The sequence below is a fragment of the Streptomyces sp. NPDC048383 genome (assembly GCF_040651775.1).
Lineage (GTDB): Bacteria > Actinomycetota > Actinomycetes > Streptomycetales > Streptomycetaceae > Streptomyces.
This window is the reverse complement of sequence record NZ_JBEZKS010000001.1, coordinates 86,766-104,732: the sequence shown is the minus strand read 5'-3', so window position 1 is coordinate 104,732 and position 17,967 is coordinate 86,766. Positions and strand designations below refer to the sequence as shown.

The 17,967-nt window shown below is 72.9% G+C and carries 20 protein-coding genes and 1 tRNA gene; 7 read left to right on the top strand and 14 right to left on the bottom strand.

The features are described 5' to 3' along the window. The first annotated feature begins 58 nt into the window (after positions 1-58). From AB0D46_RS00520 to AB0D46_RS00500, 5 genes are all read left to right on the top strand, one after another. The gene (locus tag AB0D46_RS00520) at positions 59-826 is read left to right on the top strand and encodes a response regulator transcription factor (RefSeq protein ID WP_362875029.1); all 768 of its coding nucleotides are present in this window, start codon (positions 59-61) and stop codon (positions 824-826) included. A gap of 5 nt (positions 827-831) precedes the next feature. After that, the gene (locus AB0D46_RS00515; RefSeq protein WP_362875028.1) at positions 832-2,403 is read left to right on the top strand and encodes a HAMP domain-containing sensor histidine kinase; all 1,572 of its coding nucleotides are present in this window, start codon (positions 832-834) and stop codon (positions 2,401-2,403) included. Between the two features lie 25 nt (positions 2,404-2,428). Beyond that, positions 2,429-3,829 carry a dolichyl-phosphate beta-glucosyltransferase gene (locus AB0D46_RS00510; protein ID WP_362875027.1) on the top strand — a complete coding sequence of 467 codons (1,401 nt, stop codon included), beginning with the start codon at positions 2,429-2,431 and terminating at the stop codon, positions 3,827-3,829. Next, on the top strand, positions 3,826-6,036 hold the full coding sequence (locus tag AB0D46_RS00505) for a glycosyltransferase family 39 protein (protein ID WP_362875026.1): 2,211 nt from the start codon (positions 3,826-3,828) through the stop codon (positions 6,034-6,036). Before AB0D46_RS00510 ends, AB0D46_RS00505 begins: the two co-directional genes overlap by 4 nt. 144 nt (positions 6,037-6,180) lie before the next feature. Then, positions 6,181-6,459 (top strand): hypothetical protein, encoded by a 279-nt coding sequence (locus AB0D46_RS00500; protein ID WP_362875025.1) that lies wholly within the window; start codon positions 6,181-6,183, stop codon positions 6,457-6,459. Here the strand turns inward: AB0D46_RS00500 and AB0D46_RS00495 are convergent, their stop codons facing one another. Beyond that, on the bottom strand, positions 6,460-8,148 hold the full coding sequence (locus AB0D46_RS00495) for an MDR family MFS transporter (RefSeq protein WP_362875024.1): 1,689 nt from the start codon (positions 8,146-8,148) through the stop codon (positions 6,460-6,462). Between the two features lie 14 nt (positions 8,149-8,162). Next, positions 8,163-8,603, bottom strand: a complete 441-nt coding sequence (locus AB0D46_RS00490; protein WP_362875023.1) for a MarR family winged helix-turn-helix transcriptional regulator — start codon at positions 8,601-8,603, stop codon at positions 8,163-8,165. Positions 8,604-8,733: 130 nt separating this feature from the next. Here AB0D46_RS00490 and AB0D46_RS00485 point away from each other — a divergent pair, with 130 nt between their 5' ends. Beyond that, entirely contained in the window at positions 8,734-8,961 is a 228-nt protein-coding gene (locus tag AB0D46_RS00485; RefSeq protein WP_362875022.1) for a hypothetical protein, read from the top strand. Positions 8,962-9,092: 131 nt separating this feature from the next. Here the strand turns inward: AB0D46_RS00485 and AB0D46_RS00480 are convergent, their stop codons facing one another. The 10 genes from AB0D46_RS00480 to AB0D46_RS00435 all read right to left on the bottom strand — a co-directional run bounded on the left by AB0D46_RS00480 (position 9,093) and on the right by AB0D46_RS00435 (position 15,883). Further along, entirely contained in the window at positions 9,093-9,926 is an 834-nt protein-coding gene (locus tag AB0D46_RS00480) for a hypothetical protein (RefSeq protein ID WP_362875021.1), read from the bottom strand. Positions 9,927-10,005: 79 nt separating this feature from the next. Further along, complete coding sequence (locus AB0D46_RS00475; protein ID WP_362875020.1) at positions 10,006-10,845, bottom strand: RNA polymerase sigma factor SigF; 840 nt, start codon at positions 10,843-10,845, stop codon at positions 10,006-10,008. A 232-nt stretch (positions 10,846-11,077) separates the two neighbouring features. Next, positions 11,078-11,920, bottom strand: coding sequence for an RNA polymerase sigma factor SigF (locus AB0D46_RS00470; RefSeq protein WP_362875019.1), 843 nt, complete (start codon positions 11,918-11,920; stop codon positions 11,078-11,080). A gap of 208 nt (positions 11,921-12,128) precedes the next feature. Further along, positions 12,129-12,290 carry a hypothetical protein gene (locus tag AB0D46_RS00465; protein ID WP_362875018.1) on the bottom strand — a complete coding sequence of 54 codons (162 nt, stop codon included), beginning with the start codon at positions 12,288-12,290 and terminating at the stop codon, positions 12,129-12,131. 379 nt (positions 12,291-12,669) lie between these two features. Further along, positions 12,670-12,960: a hypothetical protein gene (locus AB0D46_RS00460; protein WP_362875017.1), complete on the bottom strand. Its 291-nt coding sequence runs from the start codon at positions 12,958-12,960 to the stop codon at positions 12,670-12,672. 152 nt (positions 12,961-13,112) lie between these two features. After that, positions 13,113-13,199, bottom strand: a tRNA-Ser gene (locus AB0D46_RS00455). An 89-nt stretch (positions 13,200-13,288) separates the two neighbouring features. Next, a complete protein-coding gene (gene tadA / locus AB0D46_RS00450) occupies positions 13,289-13,717 on the bottom strand; it encodes a tRNA adenosine(34) deaminase TadA (protein WP_362875453.1) in 429 nt (142 codons plus the stop codon). A gap of 62 nt (positions 13,718-13,779) precedes the next feature. Continuing rightward, positions 13,780-14,328, bottom strand: a complete 549-nt coding sequence (locus AB0D46_RS00445; RefSeq protein ID WP_362875452.1) for a hypothetical protein — start codon at positions 14,326-14,328, stop codon at positions 13,780-13,782. A 194-nt stretch (positions 14,329-14,522) separates the two neighbouring features. Further along, the gene (locus AB0D46_RS00440) at positions 14,523-14,747 is read right to left on the bottom strand and encodes a hypothetical protein (protein ID WP_362875016.1); all 225 of its coding nucleotides are present in this window, start codon (positions 14,745-14,747) and stop codon (positions 14,523-14,525) included. A 161-nt stretch (positions 14,748-14,908) separates the two neighbouring features. Beyond that, positions 14,909-15,883 (bottom strand): universal stress protein, encoded by a 975-nt coding sequence (locus tag AB0D46_RS00435; RefSeq protein ID WP_362875015.1) that lies wholly within the window; start codon positions 15,881-15,883, stop codon positions 14,909-14,911. Positions 15,884-16,072: 189 nt separating this feature from the next. Between AB0D46_RS00435 and upp the strand changes: the two genes are divergently transcribed. Next, positions 16,073-16,708 (top strand): uracil phosphoribosyltransferase, encoded by a 636-nt coding sequence (gene upp, locus AB0D46_RS00430; RefSeq protein ID WP_214353071.1) that lies wholly within the window; start codon positions 16,073-16,075, stop codon positions 16,706-16,708. A gap of 144 nt (positions 16,709-16,852) precedes the next feature. Here the strand turns inward: upp and AB0D46_RS00425 are convergent, their stop codons facing one another. Both AB0D46_RS00425 and AB0D46_RS00420 read right to left on the bottom strand, forming a co-directional pair. Next, positions 16,853-17,536, bottom strand: coding sequence for a LytR C-terminal domain-containing protein (locus AB0D46_RS00425; protein ID WP_362875014.1), 684 nt, complete (start codon positions 17,534-17,536; stop codon positions 16,853-16,855). Between the two features lie 79 nt (positions 17,537-17,615). Continuing rightward, the gene (locus AB0D46_RS00420) at positions 17,616-17,912 is read right to left on the bottom strand and encodes a type II toxin-antitoxin system VapB family antitoxin (RefSeq protein ID WP_008740979.1); all 297 of its coding nucleotides are present in this window, start codon (positions 17,910-17,912) and stop codon (positions 17,616-17,618) included. Positions 17,913-17,967 lie beyond the last annotated feature (55 nt).

Here is a 17,967-nt window from a genome sequence, read left to right as displayed (position 1 = left end):
CAGGAGATTCACAGGAAGGGGCAAGAACGCTCTCAGAGGCGACGGCCAGCGTGAACGCATGACTGCGACGACCACCTCCCACGCGTCCACGTCCACCGGCAACCCGACGGCCCTCGTGCGCCCCGACGGGGGACCCTGCCGGGTCCTCGTCGTCGACGACGAGGCCTCCCTCTCCGAGCTGCTGTCCATGGCCCTGCGCTACGAGGGCTGCGAGGTCCGCAGCGCCGGCGACGGGGCGGGCGCCGTCCGGGCGGCGCGCGCGTTCCGCCCGGACGTGGTCGTGCTGGACATCATGCTCCCGGACATGGACGGCCTGGCGGTCCTCGGCCGGCTGCGGCGGGAGATCCCGCAGGTGCCGGTGCTGTTCCTGACGGCCAGGGACTCGGTCGAGGACCGGATCGCGGGCCTGACGGCCGGCGGCGACGACTACGTCACCAAGCCGTTCAGCCTGGAGGAGGTCGTGGCCCGGCTGCGCGGCCTGGTCCGCCGGTCGGGCGCGGCGCAGGCCGCACGCGGCGGCTCCGTCCTGTCCGTCGGCGACCTGCGCCTCGACGAGGACAGCCACGAGGTGGTCCGGGGCGGCCAGGAGGTCCACCTGACCGCCACCGAGTTCGAGCTGTTGCGCTACCTCATGCGCAACCCGCGCCGCGTGCTCAGCAAGGCGCAGATCCTGGACCGGGTCTGGTCCTACGACTTCGGCGGCCAGGCCAACGTGGTGGAGCTCTACATCTCCTACCTGCGCCGCAAGCTGGAGGCGGGCACCGGCCTGCCCCCGATGATCCACACCCGGCGCGGCGCCGGTTACCTGATCAAGCCGGCCGAGTAGTGCCCGTGCGCCTCCCCCTGCGGACCCGCCGGTCCGGCCGCCGCTCCGCTCGTTCCTCCGGCCGCCGGCCGTGGTCCCTGCGGACCCGGCTGGTGGTCTCGGCGGTGGCGCTGATCGCGGTCGTCGGCGCGGCCATCGGCACGGTCACCACCCTCGCGCTGCGCTCCTACCTGGTCGACCGGCTCGACGAGCAGCTGACCGTCTCCCTGGGCATCGCCCTGCGGGGCCCCGGGGCGGGCAAGGCCTCCCGGGACAACCCGCTCGGCTTCGTACTGGCCCCCGGCAACCCGCAGAACACCGCCGGGATCCGCCTCGACCCCACCGGCGCCGTCATCGGTACCGCCCGCAGCACGCCCGCCGACGGCTCGGCGGCCGACCACCTGCGTGCCCTCACCGAGGCCCAGACCGAGGCCCTGGCCGGCGTCGCCCGCCGAGCCGCGCAGGGCGGCGGCGCCCCCGTGGAACTGGAACTTCCCGGTCTCGGGGGCTACCGGGCGCAGGCCGCGCCCGGCGGCAGCCTGGTCCTCGCGCTCCCGCTCCGTGACGTCGACCGTACGGTGCACACCCTGATCGGGGTCGAGGTCTCCGTCACCCTGGCCGGGCTGATCGCGGCCTCCCTCGCCGGACAGGCCCTGGTCGGGGTCGCCCTGCGACCGCTGCGCCGCGTCGCCACCACCGCCACCCGGGTCTCCGAACTGCCCCTGCACAGCGGGGAACCCGCACTGCACGAACGGGTCCCCGACGCGGAGGCCGACCCCCGCACCGAAGTGGGGCAGGTCGGCGCCGCCCTCAACCGGATGCTGGGCCACGTCTCCTCCGCGCTCACCGCCCGCCAGGAAAGCGAAACCCGGGTCCGGCAGTTCGTCGCCGACGCCAGCCACGAGCTGCGCACCCCGCTCGCCTCCATCCGGGGCTACGCCGAACTGACCCGCCGGGGACGCGAGGAGCCCGGCCCCGACACCCGGCACGCCCTGGGCCGGATCGAATCCGAGGCCACCCGGATGACGGGCCTCGTCGAGGACCTCCTGCTGCTGGCCCGGCTCGACGCCGGCCGGCCGCTGTCCGCCGACGCCACCGACACCGACCTCGCCCCGCTCGTCGTGGACGCCGTCAGTGACGCCCGCGCCGCCGGCCCCGGACACCACTGGCGGCTCGACCTGCCCGACGAGCCCGTACCCGTACGCGTCGACCCGGCCCGCATCCAGCAGGTCCTGGTCAACCTCCTCGCCAACGCCCGCACCCACACCCCGCCCGGCACGACGGTCACCGCCCGTGTTTCACGTGAAACACGCGTCGTCCGGCTGTGGATCGAGGACGACGGGCCCGGCATCCCGCCCGAGCTGCTGCCCCACGTCTTCGAACGGTTCGCCCGGGGAGACGCCTCCAGGTCCCGGGCCGCCGGCTCCACCGGCCTCGGGCTCGCCATCGTGCACGCCGTGGTCTCGGCGCACGGCGGAGGGGTCGGCGTACGCAGCGCACCCGGCCGGACCGCCTTCGAGGTACACCTGCCGCTCGCCGGGGAACCCGACAACGCCACGGACTCACAGACGGGCCACAGGCTCAGCACACAGCGGTGACAGGCCGGCCCGCGAGGGTCGTCCCATGTCAACCGACGCCTCTCCCGGGGCCCTTCCGGCACGGACGCCCCTCGCGCCCCTGCCCGGTGTGCCCGTGCTCGACGTGGTGATCCCGGTCTTCAACGAGGAGAAGGACCTCGGCCCCTGCGTCCGCCGGCTGCACGCCCACCTCACGCGCACCTTCCCCTACCCCTTCCGCATCACCATCGCCGACAACGCGAGCACCGACCGCACCCCCGAGGTCGCGTCCGCCCTCGCCGTCGGCTGCCCGGAAGTACGCAGCACCCGGCTGGAGGAGAAGGGCCGCGGTCGGGCCCTGCGCACCGTTTGGTCCCGCTCGGAGGCGCCCGTCCTCGCGTACATGGACGTGGACCTCTCCACCGACCTGAACGCCCTGCTGCCGCTGGTCGCCCCGCTGATCTCCGGCCACTCCGACCTCGCGATCGGCACCCGGCTCGCCCGCTCCTCGCGGGTGGTGCGGGGCGCGAAGCGGGAGTTCGTCTCGCGGGCCTACAACCTGCTGCTGCGCTCGTCGCTCGCCGCCCGGTTCAGCGACGCCCAGTGCGGGTTCAAGGCCATCCGTGGCGAGGTCGCCGAACGGTTGCTGCCCCTGGTGGAGGATTCCGGCTGGTTCTTCGACACCGAACTGCTGGTGCTCGCCGAGCGGGCCGGCCTGCGGATCCACGAGGTTCCCGTGGACTGGGTCGACGACCCCGACTCCACCGTCCACATCGCGCGCACCGCCGCCGAGGACCTCAAAGGGGTCTGGCGGGTGGGGCGCGCCCTGGCCGTCGGCGCGCTCCCCCTTGACCGGCTCGCCCGCCCCTTCGGCGACGACCCCCGCGACCGCACCGCCCTGCCCGGAGTCCCCCGCGGGCTGGCCCGCCAGCTCCTGGGCTTCTGCGCCGTCGGGATCCTGAGCACCCTGCTCTACCTGCTGCTCTACTCCGCCCTGCGCGGGGCGGCCGGACCACAGGGCGCCAACGCGGCCGCCCTGCTGCTGTGCGCCGTCGCCAACACCGCCGCCAACCGGAGGCTGACCTTCGGTGTGCGCGGCCGGGCCCGGGCGATCCGTCACCAGGCCCAGGGACTCGTCGTGTTCGGCATCGGGCTGGCCCTGACCAGCGGCTCGCTGGCCGCGCTGGGGGCGGCGAGCGCCGAGCCCTCGCACGGCACCGAACTGGCCGTCCTGATCACCGCGAACCTCGCCGCCACCGTGCTCCGCTTCCTGCTCCTTCGGGCCTGGGTCTTCCCCGACCCGCCCGCGCGGCCCACGACCCCGAACCACCGCACGCGCCCCGTGCCCGTCGCGGCTCCCACGCCCCCCATCCGCCCGATGACCGTGACGACCCCGATCCGCCCGACGACCGACCCGACCCCGACGGACCCGACCACCGTCACCCCGACGACCCAGGAGGGCCCGTGACCACGGCCGCACAGCCGCTCTTCCCACCCGCCGCACCCGAACCCGCACCCGTCACCCTCCCCGCGGCGGCCGTGCGGCCGCGCTGGGAACGCCCCGCGTACGCCGCCCTGCTCCTGGGCACGGCCCTGCTGCTGCTCTGGAACCTCGGCTCCTCCGGCTACGCCAACTCCTTCTACTCCGCGGCCGTCCAGGCCGGCTCCGAGAGCTGGAAGGCCTTCTTCTTCGGCTCCTCCGACGCCGGCAACTCCATCACCGTCGACAAGCCCCCGGCCGCCCTGTGGCCCATGGCGCTGTCCGTCCGCCTCTTCGGGCTCGGCTCCTGGCAGATCCTCGTCCCGCAGGCCCTGATGGGCGTGGGCACCACCGCGCTGCTGTACGCCTGCGTACGCCGCCAGTTCGGACCCGCCGCGGCCCTGCTCAGCGGCAGCGCCTTCGCGCTCACCCCGGTCGCCGCGCTCATGTTCCGCTTCAACAACCCGGACGCGCTGCTCACCCTCCTGCTGACCGTCACCGTGTACTGCGTACTGCGCGCCCTGGAGGGGGCGCACACCCGCTGGCTCGTCTGGGCCGGCGTCGCGGTCGGCTTCGCCTTCCTGACGAAGACCCTCCAGGCCTTCGTCATCCTGCCGCCGCTCGCCCTGCTGTACGCGGTCTGCGCGCCGACGCGGCTGCGCCGGCGGCTGGGCCAGTTGCTGCTGGCGGGCGTGGCCGCCGTGGTGGCGGGCGGCTGGTGGGTCGCCGTGGTGGAGCTGTGGCCCGCCGCCTCCCGGCCGTACATCGGGGGCTCGCAGAACAACTCCTTCCTGGAACTGACCCTCGGCTACAACGGTCTGGGTCGGATCAACGGGAACGAGACCGGCAGCGTCGGCGGCGGCGGACGCCCGGGCGGAGGCGGTGGCGGCTGGGGCGAGACCGGCATCGACCGGCTCTTCTCGGCCAATGTCGGCGGGCAGATCTCCTGGCTGCTGCCCGCCGCGCTGATCCTGCTGGTCGCCGGTCTCGTCATCACATGGAAGGCCCGTCGGGCGGCCGACTCCCTTCAGGGCATGGCCCGTGCGGTCTTCCTGGCCTGGGGTGGCTGCCTGCTGATCACGGCCGTCGTCTTCAGCTGGATGCAGGGCATCTTCCACGAGTACTACACCGTCGCCCTGGCCCCGTTCGTGGCCGCCCTGATCGGGGCGGGCGTGGGCGTGCTGTGGGAGGAACGGGGCTCACGGGCCGCCGCGTTCACCCTCTCCGGGACCCTCGCGGTGACCGCGTACTGGTCCTTCGTCCTGCTCGGCCGGGCCGACGGCTACCTGCCCTGGCTGCGCTGGGCGGTCCTGGTCACGGGCGGGCTCGCCGCGCCGGCGCTGCTCCTCGCCGGCCGCCTCGACCGACGGCTGCTGCGCGCGACGGCGGCCCTGGGCCTGGCGGCCTCGCTGGCCGGGCCGCTCGCGTACTGCCTGACCACGGTGAGCGCCGGCCACACGGGCTCCATCGTGACGGCGGGCCCGGCCGTGGCGGTCGGTCGGGGCGGCCCCGGCGGGATGCGCCAAGGCGCCGGCCCCGGCGGCGAGGCCCCGCCCGGGGGCTTCCCGGCGGGCGCACCGGGCACCGACGGCCGCGGCGCCGCGGGCGGCGACGGTACGGGCGGTACAGGCGGTACGGGAGGCCCGGCCGCCACCGACGGCCGGCCCGGACGGGGTCTCCCGGGCGCCGCCGGCGGCGCGGCCCGCGGCCCCGGCGGCGGCGCGGGAGGCACGGGTGGCGGCATGGGCGGACTGCTCGGCGGCACCCGCGTCGGGGCGGAGGCGACGAAGGCCCTCCGGGCGGACGCCGACCGCTACACCTGGGCGGCTGCGGCCGTCGGATCGCAGAACGCGGCGAGCTACCAGCTGGCCTCCGGCGAGCCGGTGATGGCCATCGGCGGCTTCAACGGCAGCGACCCCTCCCCGACCCTGGAGCAGTTCCAGGCGTACGTGAAGGCGGGCCGCATCCACTGGTTCATCGCGCAGTCGGGATCCCAGAACGGATCCCAGAACGGATCCGAGGCCGGAGCCCCCGCAGCGGCGGGAGCGGCGGGAGCAGCAGGCCCCGGAACCACCACCGGCGGCGGCCGCCCCGGCGGGGCCGCGGGTTCCGCCATCGAGAGCTGGGTCCGGGCCGGCTTCAAGGCCACCACCATCGGCGGGACCACGTTCTACGACCTGACGGCCGCGTCCTGATCCGGACCCGACCGGCCGACCGACCCGACCGGCCGACCCGACCGGCTGACCGACCCGACCGACCCCGCCGGGCGGGACCCCTGGCCGGACCGGCTGCGGGAGCCGGCCCGCGGCTACCGCGAGCTGCCGGCGGGGCACCCGTGGGTGGTCCCGCTCAGCGTCGTCCACCCGAACACCGGCCCGCACGCACGGGCCCTCGACACGGCGTTGCGCCGGTTGCCGGTCGAAGCGGGAACGGTGGGTGCCGGTCGTACCGGCGCCCACCCGGCCGTGTCCCGGTTCCTCACCCGCAGCTGGCCGAACGGCTGCGGCGGGCCGGGCCGCCGGGCTCCCGACGCGGACTTCGAGCCGGCGCTCGACGTCCTGATCGCGGGCATCCGGGCCACGGTTACCGCCGCCGGAGCCGTCTCCGACAAGGACTGACTAGGATCCGGCGGACCCCTTGCCCGCCTTGCTCAGGGCGACGGCGTCCACGCCGGCGCCGGCCTGTGCCGTTACCGGGGCCGCGGCCGTGGAGCCCTCGGCCGCCGGTGCGTGCGCGGCCGGCTTCGACTTGAGCGCGACCTCCTTGATGAACAGCACCAGCACCAGGGAGAGCAGCGCGAACGGGGCGGCGTAGAGGAAGACGTCGCCGACGCCGTGGCCGTACGCGGCCTCGATGACGGTTCGGAACGGCGCGGGCAGCTTGTCGAGGTCGGGGATGCCGCCCCCGCCGGTGCCGCCGTGTCCCATCGCCGCGGCCTTCGGGCCGAGGGCGGTGAGGCCGTCCTGGACGTAGTGGGTGACCCGGGTGGCCATGACCGCGCCGAGCGCCGAGACGCCCATGGCGCCGCCGAGCGAGCGGAAGAAGGTGACGACGGAGCTGGCCGCGCCGAGGTCCTCGGGGGCCACCTGGTTCTGCGTCGCGAGGACCAGGTTCTGCATCATCATGCCGAGGCCGAGGCCGGTCAGCGCCATGTAGACGGCGATGTGCCAGTACGGGGTGTCGTAGCGCAGGGTGCCCAGCAGGCCGAGGCCGACGGTGAGCAGGACGGCGCCCGAGACGAGCCACGCCTTCCAGCGGCCGGTCTTGGTGATGACCTGGCCGGAGACGGTGGAGGAGACGAACAGGCCGGCGATCATCGGGATGGTCAGCACGCCGGACATGGTGGGGGACTCGTCGCGGGCCAGCTGGAAGTACTGGCTGAAGAAGACCGTGCCGGAGAACATCGCGATGCCGACGAACAGCGAGGCCGCCGAGGCCAGGGTGATGGTCTTGTTGCGGAACAGCCGCAGCGGGATGATCGGGTCGCTCGCACGGGACTCGACGAGGACGAACAGCAGGCCGAGCGCCACGGCGCCGCCGGTCATCGCCCAGGTCTGCCAGGACATCCACGCGTAGGAGTCGCCGGCCTGGGTGACCCAGATCAGCAGCAGCGAGACCGAGCCGCTGATCAGGAAGGCGCCCAGCCAGTCGACCTTGACGTCGCGGCGTACGACCGGGAGGTGCAGGGTCCGCTGGAGCACGATCAGCGCGATGATCGCGAAGGGCACGCCCACGTAGAAGCACCAGCGCCAGCCCAGCCACTCGGTGTCGGTGATGACACCGCCGAGGAGCGGGCCGCCGACGGTGGCGACGGCGAAGACGGCGCCGAGGTAGCCGCTGTAGCGACCGCGCTCGCGCGGGGAGATCATCGCGGCCATCACGATCTGGGCGAGGGCGGAGAGACCGCCGACGCCGATGCCCTGGACCACGCGGCAGGCGATGAGCATGCCGGTGTTCTGGGACAGGCCGGCGACGACGGAGCCCAGCACGTAGATGACGAGGGATATCTGGACGAGCAGCTTCTTGCTGAAGAGGTCGGACAGCTTGCCCCAGAGCGGGGTGGCGGCCGTCATCGACAGCAGGGCCGCGGTCACGACCCAGGTGTAGGAGGACTGGGTGCCGCCGAGGTCGTTGATGATCTGCGGCAGCGCGTTGGAGACGATCGTGGAGGACAGGATCGCCACGAACATGCCGAGCATCAGCCCGGACAGTGCCTTCATGATCTGCGGGTGGGTCATCGGCGCGCTGTCGGACGTGGTCTCCGACCGGCCGCCTTCCCGCACACCGTCGGGTGTGGTCGTAGCCATGCGTTTCCTTAGTACTAGAAGCTCGATCGGAGTCGGGCCAGCAGGGTGTTGAGTACGTCGATGTCCGCGGCCGACCAGTCGGCCAGGGCCGTTTCCAGCGCGCCGGTGTAGCGCGCGCCGAGCTCGTCGAGCAGCGCGCGCCCCGCCGGGGTGAGGCGCAGGATCCGGCAACGGCCGTCGACCGGGTCGGTCTCCCGTTCGATCCAGCCGCGCTGGGCCACGTGGGCCACGTGGCGGCTGGTCACCGAGATGTCGACGGCCATGAACTCGGACAGCCGGCTCAGCCGCATCTCCCCGTGCCGGTCGAGCACGGTCAGGACGGCGGCGGAGCCGGGCGGGCAGTCGTGGGGCAGGATCCGGGCCAGGTCGCGTTTGACCGCTCCGATTCCGGTGAGCTGGCGGGCCAGCTCCTCGTAGCGGGTACCGCTCCGCGCTGTCGGCGTGGTCACCGGCATGCCCCCCATCTTGTTGCTTAGGGCAACCATAGAAGCGGATGGTTGCTACAGGCAAATGAATCCGGGGGGTCCGGCGGTAAAGGAATCGGAAAACCCGCCGGCGGCGGAAAACCCGCTAGGGTCCTGGGCCATGGCTGCGAACCATGACGCTTCCGAGCCCGAGCCCGGCTACGACCCCGCGGGCAGTACGCAGATGTTCCGCGCGTTCGTCGACGAGGCCGCCCCGGCCCGCACCCCGTCCGTTCCGGGGGCCCGACGCCGCCGCAAGGCCGCCGGGAAGGGCAACGGGATCAAGCTCGCCCTGGCCCTCGCCCTGCTCCTGGTGGTCGCCGCCGCCCTCTGGCTGATCCTGCGCTGACCCGCCCGACCGACGGCCGACCTGGCTGACCCGCCCGACCAACGGCCGACCGGGCTGACCCGCCCGACCGACGGCCGACCGGGCTGACCCGGCCGGGCCCGCACAGGGCCGGCCGTCCGGGCCGATCCGCACTAGCTCCAGGACGCGGTGACCTTGCGGGTCTCCACCCGCATGCCCAGCGGGACCCGCCAGGCCTCCACGCACACCGTGTACGTCTGCGTCCTCGCGGCGCCCGCCGCGATCGGGCCGGGCAGCGGCTGGGAGGTGTGGATCGTGGCCCAGTCGACGCCGAGCGCGCCGATGATGTGGGTCTCGAAGCCGACCGTGCCCGAACGGGTCGCCGTGCCGCCGGTGTTGGTGAAGGTGACCGTGACGCGCTCGCACCGGCGCTCGGACGCCGCCCCGCGCGTCGGCGCGCTCAGCGAGAGCCTCGCCGCGGTGGCGGGCGGAGGCGGAGGCGGGGCGGGCGGCGGTGGGGTGGGCGTGCCGGTGCCGGGCTGCGGCGCCGGCGGCGCGGGGGTGCCCGGCGTGCCCGGGGGCGTCCCCGGTCGCCCGGGCGGGGTGCCGGCGGGCGGGGTGGGTCGGCCCCCCTCAGGCGGAGCGCCGGGGGGCGGCGCGGAGCCGCCCGGGGCGGTGTCCGTCCCTCCGCCCTCGCCGGAGCTCCCGGGGGACCGTGACCCCGGGGCGCCGGGCATCGTAGGGCCGTGGTCGGAGGGGCTGCCCGGCACGGGGACGGACGCCGAGGCGGAGGACGCCGCCGGGGCGTCCGGCAGCGGCGCCGCGAGCGGCTGGAACTCCACTCCGGCGCGGGGCGCGACGTTCTCCCCCGCTCCCCGCTCGGGCCCGGGGGCGGCCGCGCCCACGGCGAGGTAGCCGTCCCGGGCCGGGCCGCCGCAACCGGTGAGGGCGGCGGCGGCCGTGCAGCACAGGGCGAGGACGAGCGCCGCGCGGGATCCCGTTCGCATCGCGCCAGTTTTCCTGACGACACGTCAAATAGGAACCCCGTGCGAAGGTTCGGCCCTCCGCTCGGGAGGGCCGAAGCCCCTACTCGCCGATCAGGCCCACGCGGAGCTGCGCGAGCGTGCGCGTCAGCAGTCGGGAGACGTGCATCTGGGAGATGCCGACCTCCTCGCCGATCTGCGATTGGGTCATGTTCGCGAAGAACCGCAGCATGATGATCTGCCGTTCCCGGGGCGGCAGTTTGGCCAGCAGCGGCTTCAGGGACTCGCGGTACTCGACACCCTCCAGCGCGGTGTCCTCGTACCCCAGCCGGTCCGCGAGGGAGCCCTCGCCGCCCTCGTCCTCGGGGGAGGGCGAGTCGAGCGAGGAGGCGGTGTAGGCGTTGCCGACGGCCAGACCGTCAACGACCTCCTCCTCGGTGACCCCGAGCACGGCCGCGAGCTCGGGGACGGTCGGCGACCGGTCGAGCCTCTGGGCGAGGTCGTCGCTGGCCTTGGTCAGCGCGAGGCGCAGTTCCTGGAGCCGGCGCGGGACGCGGACCGACCAGGACGTGTCCCGGAAGAACCGTTTGATCTCGCCCACGACGGTCGGCATCGCGAACGTCGGGAACTCGACCCCGCGTTCGCAGTCGAAGCGGTCGATCGCCTTGATCAGGCCGATCGTGCCGACCTGGACGATGTCCTCCATCGGCTCGTTGCGGCTGCGGAAGCGGGCCGCCGCGTAGCGCACGAGCGGGAGGTTCAGCTCGATCAGGGTGTCGCGTACATAGGTCCGTTCGGGGCTGTCCGCGTCCAGGGCGGCAAGTCGCCGGAAGAGGGAGCGGGAGAGGGTGCGGGTGTCGATGGCTTCCGAGCGGTCGGACACTGCCGGCTGCTCACGCTTGACGAGCGTGAGCACTTTGGAGCTGCCCTGGTCTACGGACATGCCACCCCCTTGAGGTCGCGGACGGTCGCGTGTTCTGCGCGCCCGTCGGAGGAACGCAGCCTCCACCTGAATACCGGAGGCGGGGCTGCGGCAAACGCGGTTCCAGCAGAATGTCACATGTCGGCAACACGCTGTAGCGTCATGTCGACAAGTATCTCCAGCGACAGAGCGCGGACCGACCGGAATGAGCCGTTTCTGTAGGGAAACGCGGGAATGCCTCCACCCGATCCGGTTAGGCCTCGATCCTGTTTGCGGATCTCAGTCGGGCGAAGCTCCGGGCGAGCAGGCGGGACACGTGCATCTGGGAGACGCCGAGCTCGGCGCTGATCTGCGACTGGGTCAGATTGTTGTAGTACCGCAGGAGCAGGATCCGTTGCTCGCGCTCGGGCAGCTGGACGAGCAGGTGGCGGACGAGGTCGCGGTGTTCGACCCCGGCCAGCTCCGGGTCCTCGTAGCCGAGCCGGTCCAGCAGGCCGGGCATGCCGTCGCCCTCCTGGGCGGCCTCCAGGGAGGTCGCGTGGTAGCTCCGGCCGGCCTCGATGCAGGAGAGCACCTCGTCCTCGCCGATCCGCAGCCGCTCGGCGATCTCGGGCGTGGTCGGGGTGCGGCCGTGGAGGGTCGTGAGGTCCTCGGTGGCGGCGTTGACCTGCACCCACAGCTCGTGCAGCCGGCGCGGTACGTGCACGGTGCGGACGTTGTCACGGAAGTATCGTTTGATCTCGCCCACCACGGTCGGCATGGCGAAGGTCGGGAACTGCACTCCGCGCTCCGGGTCGAAGCGGTCGATCGCGTTGATGAGCCCGATCGTGCCGACCTGGACGACGTCCTCCATCGGCTCGTTGCGGCTGCGGAAGCGGGCCGCCGCGTACCGGACGAGGGGGAGGTTCGCCTCGATCAGGGCCGCCCGCACCCGGCGGTGCTCGCCGGTGCCCGGCTGCAGGCCCTTCAGCTGGCCGAAGAGCACCTGGGTGAGGGCCCGGGTGTCGGCGCCCCGGCTCTGCGGCCGCGGCGCGGCCGGAGGCTCTTCCTGGACGTCCTGCTGGGGTGGCACCTGAGGCGCAGTACTGGCCGGCACGGTCACGCCACCCCTTCAGTCAAGTCATCCGTCAAAAGCGGTCATAGCATCACAAGAGATGTGCACTATACGCAAGCACCGTATATCGCCGTGTTGAGGGCAAGTTGGGCATATGCGGACAATCTCGTGGAGTCGCGGGAATGCAAAAGACCCCCCACCCGTCGGAGTGGGGGGCCGGGAAGTCCGGAAACCGCTTCAGCGTACGGGCTCAGCTCACCAGTTCGGTCATGAACTCGCCGATACCGGAGGCGGCATCCGAGATTCCCTGGAAACCTATTTGGACGAAATCAGCTGCTTTGACCGGCTGGGTGATGATCACGTAGAGCACGAAGACGACGAGCGCGCCCATGATGATCTTCTTGGTGTCCATGTGCGGTGACGGCCTCCCCAACCGGTCCTGCAAAGTCGGGTGAGTCTAACCGGTCAGGTTGGGACACTCACCTGCCCTTTAAGGACCAATGACCCGGCCGTACGGGCCCTTTGTCGGACCGTTTCCGGTCGTGGAAGGCGCAGGATTGAACACGAGCCCACCGGTTCTGGCAGGAAATCGGTGGGTGAGGGACAGGGCCTCACTGCGGGGTCCGAGCCGCAGGCTTCCCCCCTGACTGCGGCTCGGACTGGCGGGTTCCGTCCTGACCGGGGGAAGTGGCTTGTCCCCCCGATGCCACTTCCCCCGTCCAACACGTCGAAGGTCCCGACTCCGGTCGGGGCCTTCTTCGTGTGTCCGGGGGCTGTCGGGCCGGTCGCGGCTACTCGATCCCGCCGGCGAGGTCGGTGATGGGTTGGACGGGGGCGATGACGGGGGCCAGCTGGTTCGGCAGCTCCATCAGCTGGTTGAGCTGGTTGGCGCCCTCGCTGACCTTCCCGCCGATCTCCTGGACGGAACGCGGCTGCCCGCCCTGCGGCATGCCCGGAGTGGCCGTCGGCAGGTCCGGGAGGGTGAGCGGGGCGAGGGGCGCCGCGGTGGCCGCGGGGGCGGCGAGGCCCGCGGCGGCCCCCGCGAGGGCGATGGCGGCGAGCATGCGCTGGGTCTTGGTCATGCCGTGACAACGGCCGAGCGGGCGGCCGGTCACGCGGATGTCCCCCGGAGAGCCCCCGGAACCCCGCCCGGCGGCCCCCGACCGGCGTCCCCTCCGACCCCGGGGAAACGCCGAAAGCCCCGACCCTTGCGGGGCGGGGCTTTCGATCGGAGCGGTAGCGGTGGGATTTGAACCCACGGATAGCTTGCACCATCACACGCTTTCGAGGCGTGCTCCTTCGGCCGCTCGGACACGCTACCGAGAGAGAGCTTAGCCCACAGAGCACGCTGAGCCGAAATCCGTATCCGCAGGCCCCTCCAACGGCCCACCGGGGCCGCCGGAGCCCGTCTCACAGGTCGCGGAAGAAGTCCCTGAGTTGCCGCGCGCACTCGGCTTCGAGCACCCCGCGGATCACCTCCGGGCGGTGGTTGAGCCGACGGTCACGGACGAGGTCCCAGAGGGACCCCGCCGCGCCCGCCTTCTCGTCCCCGGCCCCGAAGACCACCCGGGCCACGCGGGACTGCACCAGTGCGCCCGCGCACATCACGCACGGCTCCAGGGTCACCACGAGGGTGCACCCCGTCAGCCGCCACTCCCCGAGCCGGGCGGCCGCCCGGCGCAGCGCCAGTACCTCGGCGTGCGCCGTGGGGTCGCCGGTGGCCTCGCGCTCGTTGTGCCCGACGGCGAGGAGTTCCCCGGTCGGGCCGAGCAGGACGGCACCGACCGGCACGTCGCCGGCCGGCACCGCGAGGGCCGCCTCCTCCAGCGCCAGGCGCATGGAGTCCCGCCAGGGGTCCCGTACGGGATCGGGTCCGTACGTGGTGTCGTGCGCGGTGCTCACTAGCGGACGGCCTCCAGGACCTCGGTGGCGCCGAGGGAGTCGGCGATCTCCGAGAGGGCGTCCCCGTCGAGGGTCATCAGTTGCTTGTTGCTGACTCCGAGGTCGTCCAGCAGCCGGGGGTCGCCGAGCGGACCGGCCGGGACGGGCTCGGAGCCCGGTACCGCCCTGTCGTCCGCGTCGTCGTCCTCGTCCGTGAACGAGGCGACCGGTTCGTCCTCGCCGTCCTCGGTCCCGTCCAGGTCCAGTACGTCGAGTTCGTCGTCCTCCTCGTCGCTGCCCAGCAGCTCTTTGGTCAGCATCGATCCGTAGGAGCTGCGGTCGGCTGCGGAGGCGTTCGATACGTAGTACCGGGGGTCCTCCTCACCGTCCACGCGGACGACGCCGAACCAGGCGTCCTCCTGCTCGATGAGGGCGACCACCGTGTCGTCGTCGACAGCGGCGGAACGGGCGAGATCGATCAGATCACTGAGGGACTCGACGTCGTCGAGTTCCAGGTCGCTCGCTTCCCACCCGTCTTCGGTGCGCGCGAGCAGTGCGGCGAAGTACACCGTGACTCTCCCACTGGTCATAGGCGTGCCGGTTGGAGGTCCCCCCGGCCGGAGGATGGGGTGGGATCAACCCTGACGCAGGCCGTTCCGTACCCCGCCCAATCGGCATCGTGGCAGAAACAGCGGCTTTGCGAGAGGTCTTCCGCGCGGCGGCCGTGTCGCGGCGCCCGCCGCCACGCCGGTCGCGCCGCCGCTCACCAACGGAACGTACGCATCCGCATTTGCTGACGCATGCGGGCCGCGCGGGCGCGCCGGGGCTGTACGCGGTCGCGCAGTTCGCGGGCCTCGTTCAGGTCGCGGAGGAACTGCGCCCGCCGCGCCCGGCGCGCTGCCGCGCTTTCGGGCGTTTCGAGCGGCTCGCTCCCGGTATCGCTCCCGTCGCTCTGATCACTGACTCGGCTCGACTGCGTCTCGGGCATCGGCAACCACCCCGGTCCGGTCGTCCTCCTCCGCCGGCGCGAAGCAGACCCCCCGGGTCCCACCTTCCCCCGGGTGGCGCGATTGATGCCGGCCCTTCCCAAATCGCTCCAGGTCAGGGCCCCGGGCGGAGGGACCGCTTCCGGCTGCTGCCGGCGGCGGCTCAGCCCTTCGCCTCGTCGGTGGTGTCCGTGGCGTCGGTGTCGTCGGTGAGGTCCGGTACGACGGCCACCGGGCCGTGCGCGTGCTGGAGCACGGCATTGGCCACCGAGCCCATCAGCAGGGACCGGCGGCGCGGATGGTGGCGCCCCACCACGACCAGCGCGGCCGACCGGGAGGCCGTCACCAGGCGTCCCGCCGGGTCCCCGGGCACGGAGGCCTGTTCCACGGGCACGTCCGGCCACCGGGCCCGCAGCGGCTCCAGCCTGCGCGTCTGCGCGCGCAGCATCTCCCGTTCGGCGGGCACGGCGTCCCCGTCGTCGGCGAGCGCCTCGGGCGGGACCACCGCGAAGGGGCTGTCGATCAGCAGCGTCGGGGAGGGCGGCAGGTCGTACGCCGAGACCACCTGGACGGTGGTCCCCCGCGCGGCCGCTTCCGCGAACGCGAAGGTCAGTACGTCCTCGGGCGTCTCGGCGGCGTGCAGCCCGAGGACCACCCGGCCGGCCGACGGCTCGGCCGCGGCGGCGGCCGCGTCCCGGTCGGCGTGCGGGACCACGACCACCGGGCAGGTCGCGGTGGTGGAGACGGCGCGGCTGTTCGAGCCGAGCAACAGCGTGGCGAACCCGCCGCGCCCCCGGGAGCCCATGACGAGCATCAGCGGTCGGTTCTCGTCGGCGATCACCCGCAGGGCCTCGGGTACGGAGCCCTCCAAGGCCTCGTAACGGACCTCGCGGGGCAGCTCGGGGGAGGCGTCCAGCACGTGGCGGATGTGGTCGCCGACCGGGTCGGGATACCGCTCGGGTTCGTTCGGATGGCGCAGCGCGGAGCGGCGGCCCGCGTACAACTGGGAGGCGTCGGGCAGTACGTGGGCGACCATCAGGGCGGCGTCGTGGCGCAGGGCGGCCTTGCGGGCCCACTCCAGCGCCCGGAGGCTGTGCTCGGATCCGTCGACCGCCGCGATCACCAGTCCATTGCTCACCCGTCCAGCGTGCTGGGCATCGGGGCGGGCCGCATCTCCGCGCCCGGGAGGGGGCGGTCGCGGCCGTGGACACCGGGCGGTCGTCGCACCGCGTAGCCTTTTGGGTGTGGGTCGCGAACAGCGGCCGTTGTCGCAGGTAGCAGGGTCGCAGGTCGTAGGTCGAAACCCGGCTGAGTCTTGGAGGATGTTGTGCGTTTGCAGGTAGTCGATCACCCCTTGGTGGCGCACAAACTCACCACGCTGCGCGACAAGCGCACCGACTCACCCACCTTCCGGCGCCTCGCCGACGAGCTGGTGACCCTCCTCGCGTACGAGGCCACCCGCGACGTGCGCACCGAGCAGGCCGACATCGAGACCCCGGTCGGCCCCACGACCGGCGTGAAGCTCTCGCACCCGCGCCCGCTGGTCGTACCGATCCTGCGCGCCGGTCTGGGCATGCTGGACGGCATGGTGCGGCTGCTGCCGACCGCCGAGGTGGGCTTCCTGGGCATGGTCCGCAACGAGGAGACCCTGGAGGCCTCCACGTACGCGACGCGCATGCCGGAGGACCTCTCGGGCCGGCAGGTGTACGTGGTGGACCCGATGTTGGCCACCGGCGGCACGCTGGTCGCGGCCATCCAGGAGCTCATCAAGCGCGGCGCCGACGACGTGACCGCCGTGGTGCTGTTGGCCGCGCCCGAGGGCGTCGAGGTCATGGAGCGCGAGCTGGCGGGCACGCCGGTGACGGTGGTGACGGCCGCCGTGGACGAACGCCTCAACGAGCACGGCTACATCGTGCCGGGCCTGGGTGACGCGGGCGACCGCATGTACGGCTCCGCGGAGTAGGAGCCGCGGCGGACACGTCGGCTCCGCCGCGGAGTGGAGCCGCAGCGGACACGTCGGCTCCGCGCGGTGGAGAGCCGGCGGGCCGCGCGGGGCGTCAGCCGTGACCGGTCCCGGTCCGGTCCGGGGGACCGGATCGGACCGGGATCAGCACTTTCCGCTGGGTGCGGGCGCGGGGTTGGCCAGCAGGGCCACGGCCCGGTCCGCCTCCACCTTGGGCTTCAGTTCTTTGAAGGCGTCGCCGAGGATCAGGTCGATGTCCGCGCCTTCGCGCGTGTCGTTCTGCTGGGTGAGCCCGTCGACCTGGGTGCCGAGGACGGCGTAGGCCGCCTTGTCGGTCGTGGGAGCGCCGAGCAGTATCCCGATGCCCGGGACCTTCTTGTCGAAGGTGGGCGGGGCGTTGCCGACCTGGCCGATGACGAAGCCGCGTTTCTCCAGCTCGTCACGGACCGCCTTGGCGAGGCCCGGGCGCGGGGTCGCGTTGTAGACGTTGACCGTGATCTGGCCGGGTTGGGGAAGCGCGACCGCGGGCGAGGCGGAGGTGGCGGGTCCCGGTTGGGGAGCGAAGGCCGGTTGCGCGGCCTTGGCGGGCGTCGCGGACGCCGTGGGGCAGTCCTTGCCGGCCGCCGCCGCATTCCGCTTACCGCCGCCGTCGCCCCGGAACACCCCGATGAGCTGGAGCGCCCCGTAGCCGAGCAGGGACAGCGCGAGGAGCGAGCCGAGCACGGCGAGGACGACCTTCCGGCGTCGGGGCCGGCGGCTCATGCGGGGGTAGGCAGCTCCCGTAACGCGGTACTTTCCGCCCATGCCGGGGGGAGTGAGCATGCTCATGGGCGCAGCGTAGTGCCGCGTCGTGACGATGCCTACTAAATGATCTATTGATCGGGCAAGGCTGACCCGAAAGGCGCAATCAGTCCATTTCCAGGACGCGTGCGTGCAGCACCTGTCGTTGTTGGAGGGCCGCGCGCACCGCGCGGTGCAACCCGTCCTCCAGGTACAGATCGCCCTGCCACTTCACGACGTGCGCGAAGAGGTCGCCGTAGAAGGTGGAGTCCTCGGCGAGCAGCGTTTCGAGGTCCAGCTGTCCCTTGGTCGTGACGAGCTGGTCGAGCCGGACCGGGCGCGGGGCTACGTCCGCCCACTGCCGGGTGGTTTCCCTGCCGTGGTCGGGGTACGGCCGCCCGCTTCCGATGCGCTTGAAGATCACACGGAAAGCCTACCGGGCCCGTGCCTCCGGGCGCAGCCTCGTGCCGTGGGTGCAA